Consider the following 14,913-nt stretch of genomic DNA (forward strand, 5'->3'; position numbering starts at 1 on the left):
GTTGTGACGGAAAGCACAACTCGGGTTGAATCTCTTTATGGCTTCCCAAGACTCAGCGATCCTGAGCGAACAACCGGCGACCCCTTTCCACGACATTGACCACTATCTCGCCATACCCCGCGTGAGCGGCCTGGCGCTGAGCCCGGACGGAAAGCGCCTGGTGACCACTGTCGCCACGCTCAACTCCAAGGGCACCGAGTACGTCACCGCCCTGTGGGAACTGGACCCCGCGGGTGAGAGGCACGCCCGGCGGATCACCCGCAGCGCCAAGGGCGAGGCGGGAGCTGCCTTTGCCTCCACGGGTGACCTCTACTTCACGTCCGCGCGCCCCGATCCCGAGAGCCCCGACGATGAACCTGTCAGTGCGCTCTGGCAGCTGCCCGCCGACGGCGGCGAGGCCCGGGTGGTCCTTTCGCGGGCCGGCGGGATCGGCCAGGTGATGTCGGCCCGGGATACCGGGGCCACGTTCGTCACGGCGTCCGTCCTGGCGGGTTCCGCCGACGAGGAGGCGGACGAAGCGCGGCGCAAGAGCCGCAAGGACAACAAAGTGTCCGCCATCCTCCACAGCGGTTACCCCGTGCGCTACTGGGATGCAGACCTGGGCCCGGACCAGCCGCGAATTTTCGCTGTCGAGCCGGGGGAGGAGAAGGAGCGCGGCAAACCTGCCACGGTTGACGCCGCCGCGCCGCTGAAACTCCGGAACCTGACGCCGGACGCGGCAGGACTACTGCGCAACGCAGATTCGGTGGTCAGCCCGGACGGCAGGACGATCTACACAAGCTTCGACAAACCCCTCGCCAAGGCCGATTCGCGCTCCATCCTGGTAGCCATTGACGTGGCCACAGCGACGCATAGGGTCCTGCTGGACCGCGACGGCATGAGCTACTTTGCGGGGCCGGTAAGCCCTGACAACCGCACTCTGGTGGTGATGAGCGAATCCGACACCACTCCCTTCGAGGCTCCGCAGGTCAAGCTCCATCTGCTGGACGTCAGTGCGCCGGGGGATTCGGAGGCGACCCTCCGGCCGCTTGCCCGCGACTGGGACCGCTGGGCCATCAAGGCGGCGTGGTTGCCGGACGGCTCCGCCCTCCTGGTGACGGCCGACGACGACGGCGCGTCGCCGGTTTTCCGGATCGCCGTAACGGCGCCTGCCGCTGAAGGGAGTGTCACCCGGGTGACCCGGGACGCCGCCGCCTACACCGACGTCGTGGTTTCCCCGGACGGGCGGAGCGCCTACGCGCTGCGGAGTTCGTACGAATTTCCGCCCGAGGCGGTCCGGATCGACCTGGCGAGCGGGGATGTCACCCGCCTTCAGGCTCCGGCTGAGCGCCCGCATATCCAGGCTTCCCTGGAGCGCATTGATGCGACCGCCGCCGACGGTACGCGGGTGCCTGCCTACCTGGCCCTGCCGGACGGCGCCTCCGCGCAGGAACCGGTGCCGCTGCTGCTCTGGATCCACGGCGGACCCCTGGGTTCGTGGAACGCGTGGACGTGGCGCTGGAACCCGTGGCTGCTGGTGGCCAAGGGCTACGCCGTGCTCCTGCCGGATCCGGCCCTGTCCACCGGCTACGGACAGTCCTACATCCAGCGCGGCTGGGGTGAATGGGGCAAGGCGCCCTTCACGGACCTCATGGAGATTACGGACGCTGTCGGGGAGCGCCCCGACATTGACGCCGGCCGGACTGCTGCCATGGGCGGCTCGTTCGGCGGCTACATGGCGAACTGGGTGGCGGGCCAGACAGACCGTTTCGACGCCATCGTGACCCACGCAAGCCTGTGGGCGCTGGACCAGTTCGGCCCCACCACCGACGCGTCGCAGTATTGGCTGAAGGAAATGACGGCCGAGATGGCCATGGCTAACTCGCCTCACCTGCACGTCGAGAAAATCAGCACGCCCATGCTGGTGATCCACGGCGACAAGGACTACCGCGTGCCCATCGGCGAAGGCCTGCGACTCTGGTACGAACTGCTGTCCAAATCGCAGCTGGCAGCGGATAGCAACGGCCGGACGCCACACCGTTTCCTGTACTACCCGGACGAAAACCACTGGATCCTGCAGCCGCAGCACGCCAAGGTCTGGTACGGGGTCGTCGAGCACTTCCTGGCGAAGAACGTGCTTGGTCGCGACCTGCCGTTGCCGCCGGAACTGGGGCTCTAGCCGGACCGGGTGCAGCCGTAAGATGGGGGCTGTGACTGAGACCTTCCGCATCCGCCCTGCCCGCACCAGCGATGTAGCTGCCATCAAGCGCCTGGTGGCTCCGCTGGCGGACAAGAGGATCCTGATGGCCAAGGAGACGGTGGCCTATTACGAAAGCCTGCAGGAGTTCAGGATCGCGGAGTCGGCCGACGGCGAGGTGATCGGCTGCGGCGCCCTGCACGTCATGTGGGAGGACCTCGCCGAGGTTCGAACCCTGGCGGCCTCGGACGCGTGGCGGGGCAAGGGCGTGGGCCACGTCCTGGTGGAAAGCCTGCTGGAAGAGGCAAAGGCATTGGGCGTCTCGCGCGTGTTCTGCCTGACGTTCGAGGTGGATTTCTTCAAGAAGCACGGCTTCGACGTCATGGCTGACCAGACGGCCGTTGACCCTGTCGTCTATTCCGAGCTGCTGCGCTCGCATGACGAAGGGGTGGCGGAATTCCTGGACCTTGCCCGGGTGAAGCCGAACACCCTGGGCAACACCCGGATGATCAAGGCCCTCTAGCCTGTCCCGGCACCGCCCATAATGTCGTATTTCTAAACTCTTCCCATATATCGAATCGATGTATAAAATTAATCACGCCTGCCAGTACCACCAGAATCCCGAAACCACTTCAGAGGACAGAAATGCGCGAACACGCCATTTTTCCGGATTTTTCGGCGTTTCAAATGGACCTGCCGACAGTACTGACTCGAAGGGATCCCCTGAGTCAGCCCAGTGAGTCGTCGGCATTCCACATAGGCGCCGCGGCGTGGCCGGATTTCCTCCCGGCCTCCTGGGGGAAGCGCTGAGCCCGGCCGGGGGACACAAGCCTGGAAGGGGAAGGGACAGTCTATTGGGGGCTGTCCCTTTCTTTTGCCCGCGCTGAACCGGTCTCTGGCGCAAGCTGAACCAGCCGAATCGACAGAGCGCTACCGTTGCCCGGGCCGCGGTAGTACTGTCAAGACAAAGCCGCCAGGACACTCCAGGGAGCACTCCAATGAAGAAGCTGATCAATGATCCCCGCGCTGTAGTGGACGAGTCCGTGGAAGGCTTCGGCCTGGCCCACGCAGACCTCGTGAACGTCAGTGCCGAGCCGAAATTCATTACCCGCAAGGACGCCCCGGTGGCCGGGAAAGTGGGCCTCGTCAGCGGCGGCGGCAGCGGCCACGAGCCACTTCATGGCGGATTCGTGGGCCTGGGAATGCTCGACGCCGCTGTGCCGGGTGCCGTCTTCACCTCGCCCACGCCCGACCAGATTATTCCGGCCACCCTTGCCGTGAATTCCGGCGCCGGCGTCGTGCACATCGTCAAGAACTACACCGGCGACGTGCTGAATTTCGAAACAGCGGCCGAAATGGCGGAAGCCGAAGGTGTGCAGGTCCGCACCGTCCTGGTCAACGACGACGTCGCAGTGGAGGACTCACTCTATACGGCCGGCCGGCGCGGCGTGGGCGGCACTGTCCTGGTGGAGAAGATCGCCGGCGCGGCCGCAGAACGCGGGGATGACCTGGACGGCGTCGCCGCCATCGGGGACCGGGTCAACCAAAACGTGCGCAGCATGGGCGTGGCACTGACCGCCTGCACGGTCCCGCACGCAGGGGTGCCCAGCTTTGACCTGGAAGAGAACGAAATCGAAATCGGCATCGGCATCCACGGTGAGCCCGGGCGGCACCGGATCCCCATGGAAAACGCCGATGGCATCACCGACCGCCTCCTGGAGCCCATCCTGTCCGACCTCGGCATCGCCTCGGGCGACAAGGTCCTCCTGTTCGTGAACGGAATGGGCGGCACGCCGCAAAGCGAGCTGTACATCGTGTACCGCCGCGCGGCGCAGGTACTCGCGGAGAAGGGCGTTACGGTGGAACGGTCCCTGGTGGGCAACTACATCACCTCCCTCGAGATGCAGGGCTGCTCCATCACGGTGCTGCGGCTCGACGACGAACTCACCGCACTCTGGGACGCGCCGGTCCACACTGCGGCGCTGCGATGGGGCATCTGACAGTGGGACTGGACGTTGACTGGGCGGTGCGGTGGCTCACCCTTTCCGCGCAGGCCATGGCGGAGCACCGCGTGGAACTAATCGAACTGGACCGTGCCATCGGGGACTCCGATCACGGTGAAAACATGGACCGCGGCTTCAAGGCCGTGATGGAGAGGCTCGCGGACGCGCCGCCCGCCACGCCGGGAGCGGCGCTGAAGCTCACTGCCATGGCATTGATGTCCAAAGTGGGCGGAGCGGCGGGACCCCTGTACGGGACGGCCTTCCTGCGTGCCTCCACCTCGCTGGGCGACACCACGGATATCGACCCCGGGGCACTTGCCGCTGCCATTGAGGCCGCCCGCGACGGCATCGTGGCCCGCGGTAAGGCCGAATCCGGCGACAAGACCATGGTGGATGCCTGGACCCCCGCCGTCGACGCTGCGGCAGCGCAAGCCGCCGCAGGGGACGGGGACGTCCTCAAGGTCCTCCTGGCCGCAGCAGAAGCAGCCGAGGCGGGTGCCGTTGCCACTGATCCGCTCATCGCGCGCAAGGGGCGCGCCAGCTACCTCGGGGAGCGGAGCGCGGGCCACCGCGATCCCGGTGCCGTGTCCACCGCCCTCATCCTGCGCGCTGCGGCCGGGGCGGCCGAGTGACGGTCCGGCTGGTGGTGGTGTCCCATAGCGAAAAGATCGCCGCCGGCGCGGTGGAACTGGCCGCCCAAATGGCACCCGACGTCGTGATCCTCCCGGCTGGCGGTACCGACGACGGCCGGATCGGAACCAGCCTGGAGAAGGTCATGGCCGCCCTCGAACAGGCGGCCGGCGACGACGGAATCGTGGTGCTGACGGACCTCGGCTCCGCCGTGATGACGGCCGAAGCAGCAGTGGAGTTCCTGCCGGACCCGGACTCGGTACTCCTGGCAGACGCGCCGCTGGTGGAGGGGTTGGTGGCGGCTGCCGTTGCCGCGCAGGCCGGGGCGGACGCCGCCGGAGTAAAGCAGGCGGCGGAAGCGGTCCGCCGGGCGGCTGCAGCGGAGATTCCGGCCGAGGCGGAAACACTCGGGCCGCCCGACGCTTCGGGCGATTTTGAGGTGGTCAACCAGGCCGGCATGCACGCACGGCCCGCAGCGAAGATCGCCGGGGGGCTTTCAGGGCTGGAGGCCGAGGTGACCGTCAACGGCGTGGACGGCGCGTCCATGACCGGCCTCATGACCTTGGGCGCGGGCAGGGGATCGATCCTCCACGTCGAAGCCTGGGGGCCGGACGCGGCCAAAGCTGTGAAGTACGTCGGAGGCCTGGTGGAGGCCGGGTTCGGCGAGCCCTGACTGCTCGGCAAGCTATGACTTCGAGCCTCTGTTTACGGTGACTGCCTGAGGCCGTCGGCATCCAGCACTACGCCTGCCGTGATGAACTTTCCGCACTGTTCGCCGTACGGATACTCAGCCCTGGGCATGAAGCTCAGCTTGCGCTCGGGCAGCGGCGTCCCCGCATTGGATGTGCCGGTGGCCGTGGCGTCGATGCGCGATTCAGTCAGGACGTCCATCATCAGCATGCCCGTCAGCGTGCCGTCCGGTGAGGACGTTGCGGAACACGTGCCGTCCGGGCCGGCCGAGGGCTCGCAGCCCTGGTCCACCGTGGTGCTGCCCGGCATCAGCTCAAGGTCGGCTTCCCGGCAGGTTCCGTCCTGGCAGGCTTTAAGATGGATGGCCTCGACCACGGGGGCATAGCTGGAAGCCACGGTCAGCGCCACCACAGACGCCTGCGCGATTGCCGGGCACGGCACTGCCTCGGGCATGCAAGCGGAAGGGATCAGCGACGTCGTGACCGCTGCCAGAAGTACCCCTAAGCTGCGCATGCTTCAGGGTAGATCCGCCGGCGCCGGCCGCACCAGCACAGGGTGATTCCAGTTCCGGAACGAATGTGTAACGGGCGTCAGGCCGGGAGCCTCAGGCCGCCCAAGTGCAGCTCGGCCAGGCCGTCGCTGACCAGGCCAGCCAGCGCGCGTTCCAGCTGTTCCGGCGTGGAATTCAGCCGGTGCAGGGCCGCAAGCGGGACGCCGATGCCGTCGGCTTCGAAGCCAAGGTCCGCGGCGGGCTGATGGAACATTTCCGGTGCCACCGGTGAGTCCGCCAGGCGGAGGACAGCCATCACGGCACCCCGTACCTGCCGGTCGGTGCCGTGCCAGGACTGGCCTTTCGGGGTGTACGACGGCGGCGGTTCGCCGGCCGCCAGCCACTCGCACGCGCTGCGCACCGGGCATTCGCCGCATTTCGGCGCCCTGGCCGTGCAGACCAGGGCGCCCAACTCCATGACCGCCGCGTTCCAGCGGACTGAAAGTCCGACGTCGGCCGGCAACAGTTCGGCGGCGAGCCGCATCTCGGCGGCCGTCAGCGACTGTGACGGCAGCGCCGTGCCCGAAATAAGCCGTGCATGGACGCGGCGGATGTTGGTGTCCACCACTGTCTCGCGGCGGCCGAAAGCGAACGCGGCCACGGCGGCCGCCGTGTAGCTGCCCACCCCTGGAAGTTCCAGCAGTTCCGCGTACGTTCCAGGCACACCGCCGTCGTGCTTCTCCACGATGGCGACGGCGGCGGCATGCAGGCGCAGTGCCCGCCGGGGGTAGCCTAGGCGGCCCCAGTGCCGGACAGCCTCACCGGACGGTTCCGCAGCGAGGTCTGCCGGTGACGGCCAGCGGCGCAGCCAGTCTTCCCACACGGGCAGCACCCGGACAACCGGCGTCTGCTGCAGCATGATTTCGCTGACCAGGACGCCCCAGGGGGAACAGTCGGGTTCGCGCCACGGCAGCTCCCTGGCGGTGTCTGCGAACCAGGCGTCAAGGGTGTTGTGGAGGACTGCCAGCGGCGCCGGCGCGGGGCGACTCGCCGGGGAAAGGGCAGTGGGTAAGGCTAAGGCTTCGATGCAAATACTGTAGTGGATACTGGCCAAGGGCCGTCTTCGCGGCGTGGTGGTGCGCCAATGTGCCCGGCGTTCTTTAGCCTAGAAGGATGGTCAGGCAAGGCACTTCAGGAAAGAACAGTTCGAAACCGAAGGGCACCCCCGGCCGTCAGGCTGGACGGCCTCCGCTGAAGGCCGTCTACCGTCGTCGCAGGCTGTTCGTTGCCGTGGTGCTGCTTCTCGTTGCCTCGGTGGCGCTGGGAGGCTTCGCCGCCGTGTCCGCTGCCATGCGCTCCTCCGAGCAGGCCTCCTCCACCGACCCCGCGGGCCGCGACGGTTCAGACGGGGCGGCAGCGAAGCCGGAAGCAACGCCCTCCGCGTCCGCTATTCCCAGCACACCGGCCACGCCGACGTGCGACCAGGGCCTTGTGACCGTTTCGGCGTCCACCGACAAGGCTGCCTACGCGGCGGGGGAGAACCCGCTGCTCAGCCTGAAAGTCACCAACGGCGGAAAAGTGGCGTGCGAGGTGAACCTGGGCACGTCCCAGATGGAGTACACGGTCACCAGCGGCTCCGACCGGATCTTCTCCTCGGTTGACTGCCAGGTGGAGAGCGGCGACCTGGTCAAAACCATCGCTCCGGGCCAGAGCGAGACCGCCAACTTCCCGTGGGAGCGCAACCGCAGCGTTCCCGGGTGCGGCCCGGTGTCCGCGAAGCCCGGCGCCGGCGGAGCGTATTACATGTTCGTCGCCAGGCTCGGGACCAAGTCCAGCACCAAGGCCGTCTTCCAGCTCCTCTGACCCTTTTGACCATCGATTGCTCCGTGGTTGCCCTTATGGACGCCCAAAACGGCAGTTGTGGAGCAACCGACGAGGACTCAGAGGAAGCGGTCCAGCAGGCTCGCTTCGGCCATCCGGCTCAGTCCCTCCCGGACGGTGCGGGCGCGCTGGTCGCCGATGCCGTCCACGGTCATGAGGTCATCGATGGTGGCCGCCATCAGGTACTGGAGGCCGCCGAAGTGGTCCACAAGCCTGTCCGCCACGGCCTTGGGCACTGCCTTCAGGCCGGACAGCAGGCGGTAACCGCGCGGCTGCACTACGGCGTCGAGCGTGTCCACGCCGCCGGCGAAGCCGATGATGCCGGCAATCTTGCTGAGATCGATCAGTTCGGTGGGGCCGAGGCTGAGCAGGGCACTGACGGCGCCGTCGATGTCCTCCGGGGATGCGTTCGGGCCGGCGTAATCGCGGATGATCACATCGCTGCCGGGTCCGCGGCCCACGGTGAGCTCGTCCAGCTGCAGCGACAGCAGCCGCCCGTCCTCGCCGAGTTCGAGGACGTACTGGGAGATCTCCTCGGAAATCCGGCGCACCATCTCCTGGCGCTGCAGCGTCACGGCGACGTCGCGGACGGTGACCATGGCTTCGATTTCCAGGGCGGAGAGTGAACTGGTGACCTGGTCGAGGCGGGATCGGTAGCGTTCCAGCGTGGCCAGCGCCTGGTTGGCGCGGGCCAGGACCTTCTCGGAGCCCTCCAGGACGTGCCGCAGCCCGTTCACGTACAGGGCGATGATCTGCATGGACTGGCTGACCGAAATTACCGGGACGCCGGTTTGGATGGCGACGCGCTCGGCCGTGCGGTGCCTGGTGCCGGATTCCTGGGTTTCGATGCTCGAGTCCGGAACCAGCTGGACGGCCGCCCGGAGGATGTTGCCCGCGTCCTTGTCGCAGATGATGGCGCCGTCCATCTTGGCGAGTTCGCGGAGCCGCGTCGGCGAGAAGTCGATTCCGATGTCGAATCCGCCGGAGCAGATGGACTCGATGGTGCGGTCCGAGCCCAGAACGATCAGCGCGCCGGTCCTTCCGCGGAGGATGCGTTCCAGGCCGTCACGCAGAGCGGTGCCTGGAGCCACCCTGCCCAGAGTCGCCTTCAGCGAATCTTCAGGGCTCCGAGCCATAGGTTGTCCCTTCAAAGGTGCAGGCCGTTGCCTGCAAGTATGCCGGTTTTACGATTCCGCCGACAGGATCAAAAGTACTCAATTTCCCACTGGCTCCATCCTAGAGGCAAAGGAGTGCATTAACCGCACGGACAAGCCTCAAAGTGGCCCATTTGAGCTGCGCCGGGAACGGTCCCGAAGGCACCGGTTGGCGACGGCGGGAGGCGGCAGTTGGGCGCCCACCGGCGGCCTCCTGCCGCCCTGCGATAAACTGGGAACCTTGGCTGCACAGTTCACGCCTGCCGGCCCCACGTACACAACGCACGTCCACGTCACGCATAAATCCCAGCCCACCCCCTGTCGCAGCGAAAGTAGCACCGTGTCTCAAGAAGTCCTCAGCCCCGCCCGAGTCCAGGAGATTCACAAGCAGGCGGCCCGGCGTCGGACTTTCGCGGTCATTTCCCACCCTGACGCCGGCAAGTCCACGCTCACCGAAGCCCTGGCCCTGCACGCGAAGGTGATCGGCACGGCCGGCGCGTCCAGCGGCAAGGCCAACCGCAAGGAAACGGTCTCGGACTGGATGCAGATGGAAAAGGACCGCGGCATCTCCATCAGCTCGGCCGCCCTGCAGTTCGCCTACCGGGACACCGTGATCAACCTGCTGGACACCCCCGGCCACGCCGACTTTTCCGAGGACACCTACCGTGTCCTGGCCGCCGTCGACTGCGCCGTGATGCTGGTTGATGCCGCCAAGGGCCTGGAAACACAGACCATGAAGCTCTTCGAGGTCTGCAAGCAGCGCAACCTGCCCATCATCACCGTGATCAACAAGTGGGACCGCCCCGGCCTGGATGCCCTGGCGCTCATGGACGAAATCACCGAACGCACCGGCCTCCAGCCCATGCCGCTGACCTGGGCCGTGGGCATCTCCGGTGACTTCCGCGGCGTGTGGGACCTCCGCAACGACCGCTTCGCCAGGTTCCAGCGCAACAACGCCGGCGCGAACATCGCGCTGACCGAGTACTTCACCCCGGAAGAGGCCGCCGCCAGCCAGGGCGACAACTGGTCCAACGCCGTGGACGAAGCCGGGCTGGTCATCGAATCCAACCTTGAGTTCGACACCGACGCCTTCTACGCGGGCAAGGCAACTCCCATCCTCTTCAGCTCCGCCGCCCTCAACTTCGGCGTCAAGGAGATCCTGGACGCGCTGGTGGACTTCGCCCCGCCGGCGGCGCCGCGGCCCGACGTCGACGGCGACCCCCGGCCCGTCGATGCCCCGTTCGCGGGCTTCGTCTTCAAGGTCCAGGCCGGTATGAACAAGGCCCACCGCGACCACGTCGCCTTTATCCGGGTGTGCTCCGGCGTGTTCGAGCGCGGCATGGTGGTCACGCAGACGCGCACCGGCAAATCCTTCGCCACCAAGTATGCCCAGCAGGTGTTCGGCCGTGAGCGCGAGGTCATCGACGAAGCCTTCCCCGGCGACGTCGTGGGACTGGTGAACGCCTCCTCGCTCCGGGTGGGCGACAGCCTGTTCCTGGAAGAGCCCGTGGAGTTCCCCGCTATCCCGCTGTTCGCGCCGGAACACTTCCAGGTGGCACGCTCCAAGGACCCCAGCCGGTTCAAGCAGTTCCGCCGCGGCATTGAGCAGCTTGAGCACGAGGGCGTCATCCAGGTGCTCCGCTCCGACATCCGCGGTGACCAGGCGCCCGTGCTTGCCGCCGTCGGCCCCATGCAGTTCGAAGTGGTGGAGGACCGCATGGCGCACGACTTCAGCGCCCCCATGCGCCTGGAACGGCTCCCGTACTCGATGGCCAGGATTTCGACGGCGGATGCCATGCCCACGCTGGCCAACGTACCCGGCGCCGAGGTGCTCTTGAGGTCCGACGGCGAATACCTTGCCTTGTTCAACGACGTCTGGGCCCTGCGCCGGATCGAGAAGAACCACCCCGACCTGACCCTCGTGCCCATCGGCACGCACAACCCCGCCAAATAGCGGGTTCCCTCCCGGGCTTCGGCACGGAACCGACGACTTCCGGGATATCATAAGCATACTTATTAATTTATAGCTGAGAGGCCAATCATGGCTGCGAGCATGGCACCTGGTTACCTCCTCAGCGGTCGGTACCGGATTGGCGACCTCATTGGCCGGGGCAGCCAGTCGGGCGTCTACAGCGCCTTCGACGAACTCCTGCAGCGGGAAGTGGCCGTGAAGCTTTTCCGGGACGACCCCGGAAACACGGACCATGCGCGCCGGCAGGACGAAGAAGTGCGCATTCTCGCAGGCCTGAGCCATCACGCGCTGGTGACCCTGCTGGATGCCGGGGCGGATCTTAGTGACCCACAGCAGCGCCGCACCTACTTGGTGATGGAACTGGTCCGCGGCCCGGACCTGCGTGAACGGGCGGCCCACGGGCCCCTCCCGGCCGCGCACCTGGCCCTGATCGGCCACGATCTTGCCGACGGACTCGCATACATCCACCATCACGGCATCGTGCACCGCGACGTCAAGCCCGCCAACATCCTCCTGGTGGATTACAGCAATGACGACCACCGGCCGCGCGCCAAGCTCAGTGACTTCGGCGTCGCCATGATCCTGGGCGACGGCCAGCTCAGCGGCTCCTCCGAAAGCTCGGGAACCCCGCAGTACCTCAGCCCTGAACAGGCCGCCAGCGAGCCGGTGGGGCCCGCCAGTGATGTGTACTCCCTTGGGCTGGTCCTGCTCGAGGGGCTGACCGGCAAGCCGGCCTACCCCGGGGCGCCCATCGCCTCAGCCCTGGCGAGGCTTCTGCGCGACCCGCACATCCCGGACGGTGTGGCACCCAAATGGGCAGCGTTGCTCTCCTCGATGCTGTCGCGTGAGCCTTCCGCCCGGCCCGGTGCGCGCGAAGTTTCCCTCGCCCTTCGGCAGGAGGTCATCAACGCCTCAGGACGCCGCCGGAGCGCCGCAACGGTCACGGAAGCGCCGCCGTCGCACGCATCGAATGAGCGCGCGAACGAAGAGGCGCGGATGCGCGCCGTCGAGCGTTACCGGATCCTGGACACGCCCCAGGACGGAACGTTCGACCGGATCGTGGGCCTGGCCGCCCGGATGTTCTCCGTGCCCGTGGCCATCGTCAGCGTGGTGGACCATGACCGGATCTGGTTCAAGGCCCATCACGGCACCGACGTTGGCGAGATCGGAAGGGACCCCGGGCTGTGTGCATCCGCCATCCTCCAGGACGACGCCTGGGTGGTCCCGGACGCACGGACGGACCCGCGCACGCTGGCGAATCCGCTGGTTGCAGGTGAGTTCGGCCTGCAGTTCTACGCCGGTGTTCCGCTGCGCACTCCCGACGGCTACAACCTGGGGACGTTCTGCATCCTGGACCGGGAGCCGCGGGAGTTCACGGCGGAGGACACCCGCGCGCTGGAGGACCTGGCCGCCATCGTGATGAACGACCTTGAGCTGCGGCTGCAAAGCCGGAGCGCGCTGGCAGCCGGCAGATGACCGGGCTCCTAGCGCCGCCCCGCATGCAGGGCCAGTTCCAGCTCGAACCGGGCGCGCGGGTCTTCCAGTGCCTCCCCGAAGAGCTCGCGCAGCTGGGCCGCGCGGTAGCCCACGGTCTGGGGGTGGATGCCGAGCTCGGCGGCCACCGGCGCCCGCTGTCCCCAGTGCCGCAGCCAGGAGAGAAGGGTCTCCGCCAGCCTCTCGCGCTGCGCCGGGCGCAGGCCTTCCAGGGGCGCCAGCCTGCGCTCCGCCAGTTCCGCGATGGCCGCGGGTTCGGAGCCGAGGACAATCTTCGCCAGGTGGTCGTCCGCCCAAATAGGGGGATCTTCGGGGCCCTCCCGCGGCGGCAGCACGGAGGCCGCCAGTACGGCGAGCCGCAGGGAGTCGGGCACTTTTTCCCAGCCGCCCGCCGGACCCACGGCAGCGGACCTGCCCTTCAGCGCCTTCTCCAGCGCAGCACGGGCGGCATCGGACTTCCGGGCCGGAACAAGCGCCACGGCATCTGTTTCGCGTTCAACCACCAGTGTTCCCGGGCCCAGCTGCAGCCGGAGCCCTGCCGACCGGTCCAGCGGGAGCGTGACAACCACGAGCCTGGGCGGCAGGGACCAGTCGGCCATGGATGCCGCCTGCCGCAGGGCGGCCTCGTCCGCCTGGCCCATCAGCAGCAGCTCCAGCAGTTCTGTCCTGCGCCGGTCCACCGCTCCCGCCCGCTCCGACTGTTCGAAGGCGTAGGCTTCGGCGCTCACGGCGGACAGTTCGTCGATGTAGGCCAGGATCGATTCGCCCAGGTCCACAACGACGCTCAGGCCCAGGTCCTTCTCCATCGAGATCTTCGACATTTCCCGGAACGTCACGCGGGCACCCATGCGGTAGGCGCTCAGCAGCGCGTCCATGCTGCGCCCCTGGCGGAATTCGCCGCTGCCAAGCCCTGCCACGAGCTCCCGGCTCTCCTCGGACAGGGCGGGCAGCCGGGTGCCGGGGAGCTGCAGGAAGCGCTCCAGCGCCGCGGCCACGCCGCGCCGCAGGCCGCGGCCGAAGCGGCCCTCGATGGGCCTGGCGTAGGCGGGAACCAGTTGCGGAACAGCGTCGATGATGGCCTCCACAATGCCGGGCATCCTGGGTCGCAGCAGGTCGCTGACCTCCCGGGGCAGGGCCAGCCACGGCGGATCGTAGGCGGGCGCTGCAGGACTCTTCGAGGCCGGAGGGTTCATGAGAGACTTCCATAAGTTGTTTCGGGGGAACAGTTTAGAACGTTCGATCGTATGCCTTGGGAGAAGAAATATGCCTCGATCCAACATAAGGTTAATAACATGATCCGGCTCCGTAAGCTGGCGCGCGCCGCATCTGTACTGACCACCCCGCTAGCTCCAGAAGATATTCTGTCGCTGTTCAATCCTGTGTTCTCTGCCCGCCAGTTGCGCGGCATAGTCACCAGGGTGGTCGCCGAGACGGCCGATTCCGCCACCATCTTCTTCCGTCCTGGCCGCGGCTGGAAAGCCCACCAGGCAGGCCAATGGGCGCGCATCGGCGTCGAACTCGACGGCGTGCGCCACTGGCGTTCCTATTCCCTGAGCGCTCCCGCCGGCCAGGATCCCGCCATCACGGTGACCGACGTGGGCGCCGTTTCCGGCGTCCTGGTCCGCGACACCAGACCCGGCGACGTCCTGTTCCTGGCGCCGCCGCAGGGCGACTTCGTCCTCCCTGAGCACCCCCGCCCGCTGCTGATGCTCACCGCCGGCAGCGGTATCACCCCCGTCATGTCCATGGTGCGCACGCTGGTGCCGCACCGTCCGGATGCCGACGTCGTGCTGATCCATTCAGCCCGGACCCCGCAAGACAGCATCTTCCGGGAAGAGCTGTCGGAGCTTGCCGACCAGTTCCCCAACTTCAAGGTCACGCACTGGTTCACCGGCGAACGTGGCCGGGTGGACTTTTCCTCTGCCGCCGTTCTGGACGAGCTCTGCCCGGACTGGCGCCACCGTGCAGCCTATGCCTGCGGGCCTGAGGGCTTCCTGGACGACGCCGAGGCGCTGTGGTCCGCAGAAGCAGCCGCAGCGGCGGCCGAAGGTTCCGCCGCTGGCGAATCCCACCAGCCGGAAGGGCCGTTTGCGGCCGATCCGATCAACCTCATCATCGAACGCTTCACCACCAGCCTGGCGGCCGGAGCAGGGCACGACGGCGGGCTGGTCACCTTTGAAGCCTCCGACCGCGAGGTGGAGGCAGACGGAAGCACCCCGCTGCTGGACGTCGGCGAAGACGCCGGCGTGCTGATGCCCAGCGGCTGCCGGATGGGCATCTGCCACAGCTGCCTCACCCCCCTGCGGGCGGGGCATGTCAGAGACCTCCGCACCGGCGAAGTCCACGGCGAGCCGGGCCAACTAATCCAGACGTGTGTATCGGCAGCCGCCGGACCCGTTAACCTCGACATTTGAGGAGCACCA

Annotated in this window: 13 protein-coding genes; 9 read left to right on the forward strand and 4 right to left on the reverse strand. The window is 67.3% G+C overall.

Going from position 1 to position 14,913, the window contains the following annotated elements; all coding sequences use genetic code 11:
- Nucleotides 1-37 precede the first annotated feature (37 nt).
- The 5 genes from ACSQ1X_RS01085 to dhaM all read left to right on the forward strand — a co-directional run bounded on the left by ACSQ1X_RS01085 (nucleotide 38) and on the right by dhaM (nucleotide 5,482).
- Entirely contained in the window at nucleotides 38-2,158 is a 2,121-nt protein-coding gene (locus tag ACSQ1X_RS01085; protein WP_436056335.1) for a prolyl oligopeptidase family serine peptidase, read from the forward strand.
- Between the two features lie 22 nt (nucleotides 2,159-2,180).
- A complete protein-coding gene (locus ACSQ1X_RS01090) occupies nucleotides 2,181-2,699 on the forward strand; it encodes an amino-acid N-acetyltransferase (RefSeq protein WP_371745950.1) in 519 nt (172 codons plus the stop codon).
- A 475-nt stretch (nucleotides 2,700-3,174) separates the two neighbouring features.
- The gene (gene dhaK, locus ACSQ1X_RS01095; RefSeq protein WP_436056336.1) at nucleotides 3,175-4,176 is read left to right on the forward strand and encodes a dihydroxyacetone kinase subunit DhaK; all 1,002 of its coding nucleotides are present in this window, start codon (nucleotides 3,175-3,177) and stop codon (nucleotides 4,174-4,176) included.
- Nucleotides 4,177-4,178: 2 nt separating this feature from the next.
- Nucleotides 4,179-4,811, forward strand: coding sequence for a dihydroxyacetone kinase subunit DhaL (gene dhaL / locus ACSQ1X_RS01100; protein WP_436059233.1), 633 nt, complete (start codon nucleotides 4,179-4,181; stop codon nucleotides 4,809-4,811).
- The gene (gene dhaM, locus ACSQ1X_RS01105; RefSeq protein WP_055801897.1) at nucleotides 4,808-5,482 is read left to right on the forward strand and encodes a dihydroxyacetone kinase phosphoryl donor subunit DhaM; all 675 of its coding nucleotides are present in this window, start codon (nucleotides 4,808-4,810) and stop codon (nucleotides 5,480-5,482) included. Before dhaL ends, dhaM begins: the two co-directional genes overlap by 4 nt.
- Before the next feature lie 32 nt (nucleotides 5,483-5,514).
- Here the strand turns inward: dhaM and ACSQ1X_RS01110 are convergent, their stop codons facing one another.
- Nucleotides 5,515-6,012 (reverse strand): hypothetical protein, encoded by a 498-nt coding sequence (locus ACSQ1X_RS01110; RefSeq protein WP_436056337.1) that lies wholly within the window; start codon nucleotides 6,010-6,012, stop codon nucleotides 5,515-5,517.
- Between the two features lie 77 nt (nucleotides 6,013-6,089).
- Nucleotides 6,090-6,908, reverse strand: coding sequence for an A/G-specific adenine glycosylase (locus ACSQ1X_RS01115; RefSeq protein WP_436059234.1), 819 nt, complete (start codon nucleotides 6,906-6,908; stop codon nucleotides 6,090-6,092).
- Nucleotides 6,909-7,162: 254 nt separating this feature from the next.
- On the opposite strand from ACSQ1X_RS01115, the gene ACSQ1X_RS01120 reads away from it, so the two are divergent.
- Nucleotides 7,163-7,852: a hypothetical protein gene (locus ACSQ1X_RS01120; protein ID WP_436056338.1), complete on the forward strand. Its 690-nt coding sequence runs from the start codon at nucleotides 7,163-7,165 to the stop codon at nucleotides 7,850-7,852.
- A 77-nt stretch (nucleotides 7,853-7,929) separates the two neighbouring features.
- On the opposite strand, the gene disA is transcribed toward ACSQ1X_RS01120, so the two are convergent.
- A complete protein-coding gene (gene disA, locus ACSQ1X_RS01125; protein ID WP_055801889.1) occupies nucleotides 7,930-9,006 on the reverse strand; it encodes a DNA integrity scanning diadenylate cyclase DisA in 1,077 nt (358 codons plus the stop codon).
- 358 nt (nucleotides 9,007-9,364) lie between these two features.
- Here disA and ACSQ1X_RS01130 point away from each other — a divergent pair, with 358 nt between their 5' ends.
- Both ACSQ1X_RS01130 and ACSQ1X_RS01135 read left to right on the forward strand, forming a co-directional pair.
- Nucleotides 9,365-10,978 (forward strand): peptide chain release factor 3, encoded by a 1,614-nt coding sequence (locus tag ACSQ1X_RS01130; RefSeq protein WP_055801886.1) that lies wholly within the window; start codon nucleotides 9,365-9,367, stop codon nucleotides 10,976-10,978.
- Between the two features lie 99 nt (nucleotides 10,979-11,077).
- Nucleotides 11,078-12,472, forward strand: a complete 1,395-nt coding sequence (locus ACSQ1X_RS01135; RefSeq protein ID WP_436056339.1) for a GAF domain-containing serine/threonine-protein kinase — start codon at nucleotides 11,078-11,080, stop codon at nucleotides 12,470-12,472.
- 8 nt (nucleotides 12,473-12,480) lie between these two features.
- On the opposite strand, the gene ACSQ1X_RS01140 is transcribed toward ACSQ1X_RS01135, so the two are convergent.
- Nucleotides 12,481-13,683, reverse strand: coding sequence for a PucR family transcriptional regulator (locus ACSQ1X_RS01140; protein WP_055801881.1), 1,203 nt, complete (start codon nucleotides 13,681-13,683; stop codon nucleotides 12,481-12,483).
- Nucleotides 13,684-13,782: 99 nt separating this feature from the next.
- Between ACSQ1X_RS01140 and ACSQ1X_RS01145 the strand changes: the two genes are divergently transcribed.
- Nucleotides 13,783-14,904, forward strand: a complete 1,122-nt coding sequence (locus ACSQ1X_RS01145; RefSeq protein WP_436056340.1) for a ferredoxin reductase — start codon at nucleotides 13,783-13,785, stop codon at nucleotides 14,902-14,904.
- Nucleotides 14,905-14,913 lie beyond the last annotated feature (9 nt).

The sequence above is a fragment of the Arthrobacter sp. LjRoot78 genome, from assembly GCF_964254335.1.
GTDB lineage: Bacteria > Actinomycetota > Actinomycetes > Actinomycetales > Micrococcaceae > Arthrobacter.

Coding starts and splice junctions, on each gene's coding strand:
- ACSQ1X_RS01145 (WP_436056340.1), top strand. CDS start 13,783: ATGATCCGGCTCCGTAAGCTGGCGCGCGCCGCATCTGTACTGACCACC.
- ACSQ1X_RS01085 (WP_436056335.1), top strand. CDS start 38: ATGGCTTCCCAAGACTCAGCGATCCTGAGCGAACAACCGGCGACCCCT.
- ACSQ1X_RS01120 (WP_436056338.1), top strand. CDS start 7,163: ATGGTCAGGCAAGGCACTTCAGGAAAGAACAGTTCGAAACCGAAGGGC.
- ACSQ1X_RS01135 (WP_436056339.1), top strand. CDS start 11,078: ATGGCACCTGGTTACCTCCTCAGCGGTCGGTACCGGATTGGCGACCTC.
- dhaK (WP_436056336.1), top strand. CDS start 3,175: ATGAAGAAGCTGATCAATGATCCCCGCGCTGTAGTGGACGAGTCCGTG.
- ACSQ1X_RS01115 (WP_436059234.1), bottom strand. CDS start 6,908: ATGCTGCAGCAGACGCCGGTTGTCCGGGTGCTGCCCGTGTGGGAAGAC.
- ACSQ1X_RS01110 (WP_436056337.1), bottom strand. CDS start 6,012: ATGCGCAGCTTAGGGGTACTTCTGGCAGCGGTCACGACGTCGCTGATC.
- ACSQ1X_RS01140 (WP_055801881.1), bottom strand. CDS start 13,683: ATGAACCCTCCGGCCTCGAAGAGTCCTGCAGCGCCCGCCTACGATCCG.
- disA (WP_055801889.1), bottom strand. CDS start 9,006: ATGGCTCGGAGCCCTGAAGATTCGCTGAAGGCGACTCTGGGCAGGGTG.
- ACSQ1X_RS01090 (WP_371745950.1), top strand. CDS start 2,181: ATGGGGGCTGTGACTGAGACCTTCCGCATCCGCCCTGCCCGCACCAGC.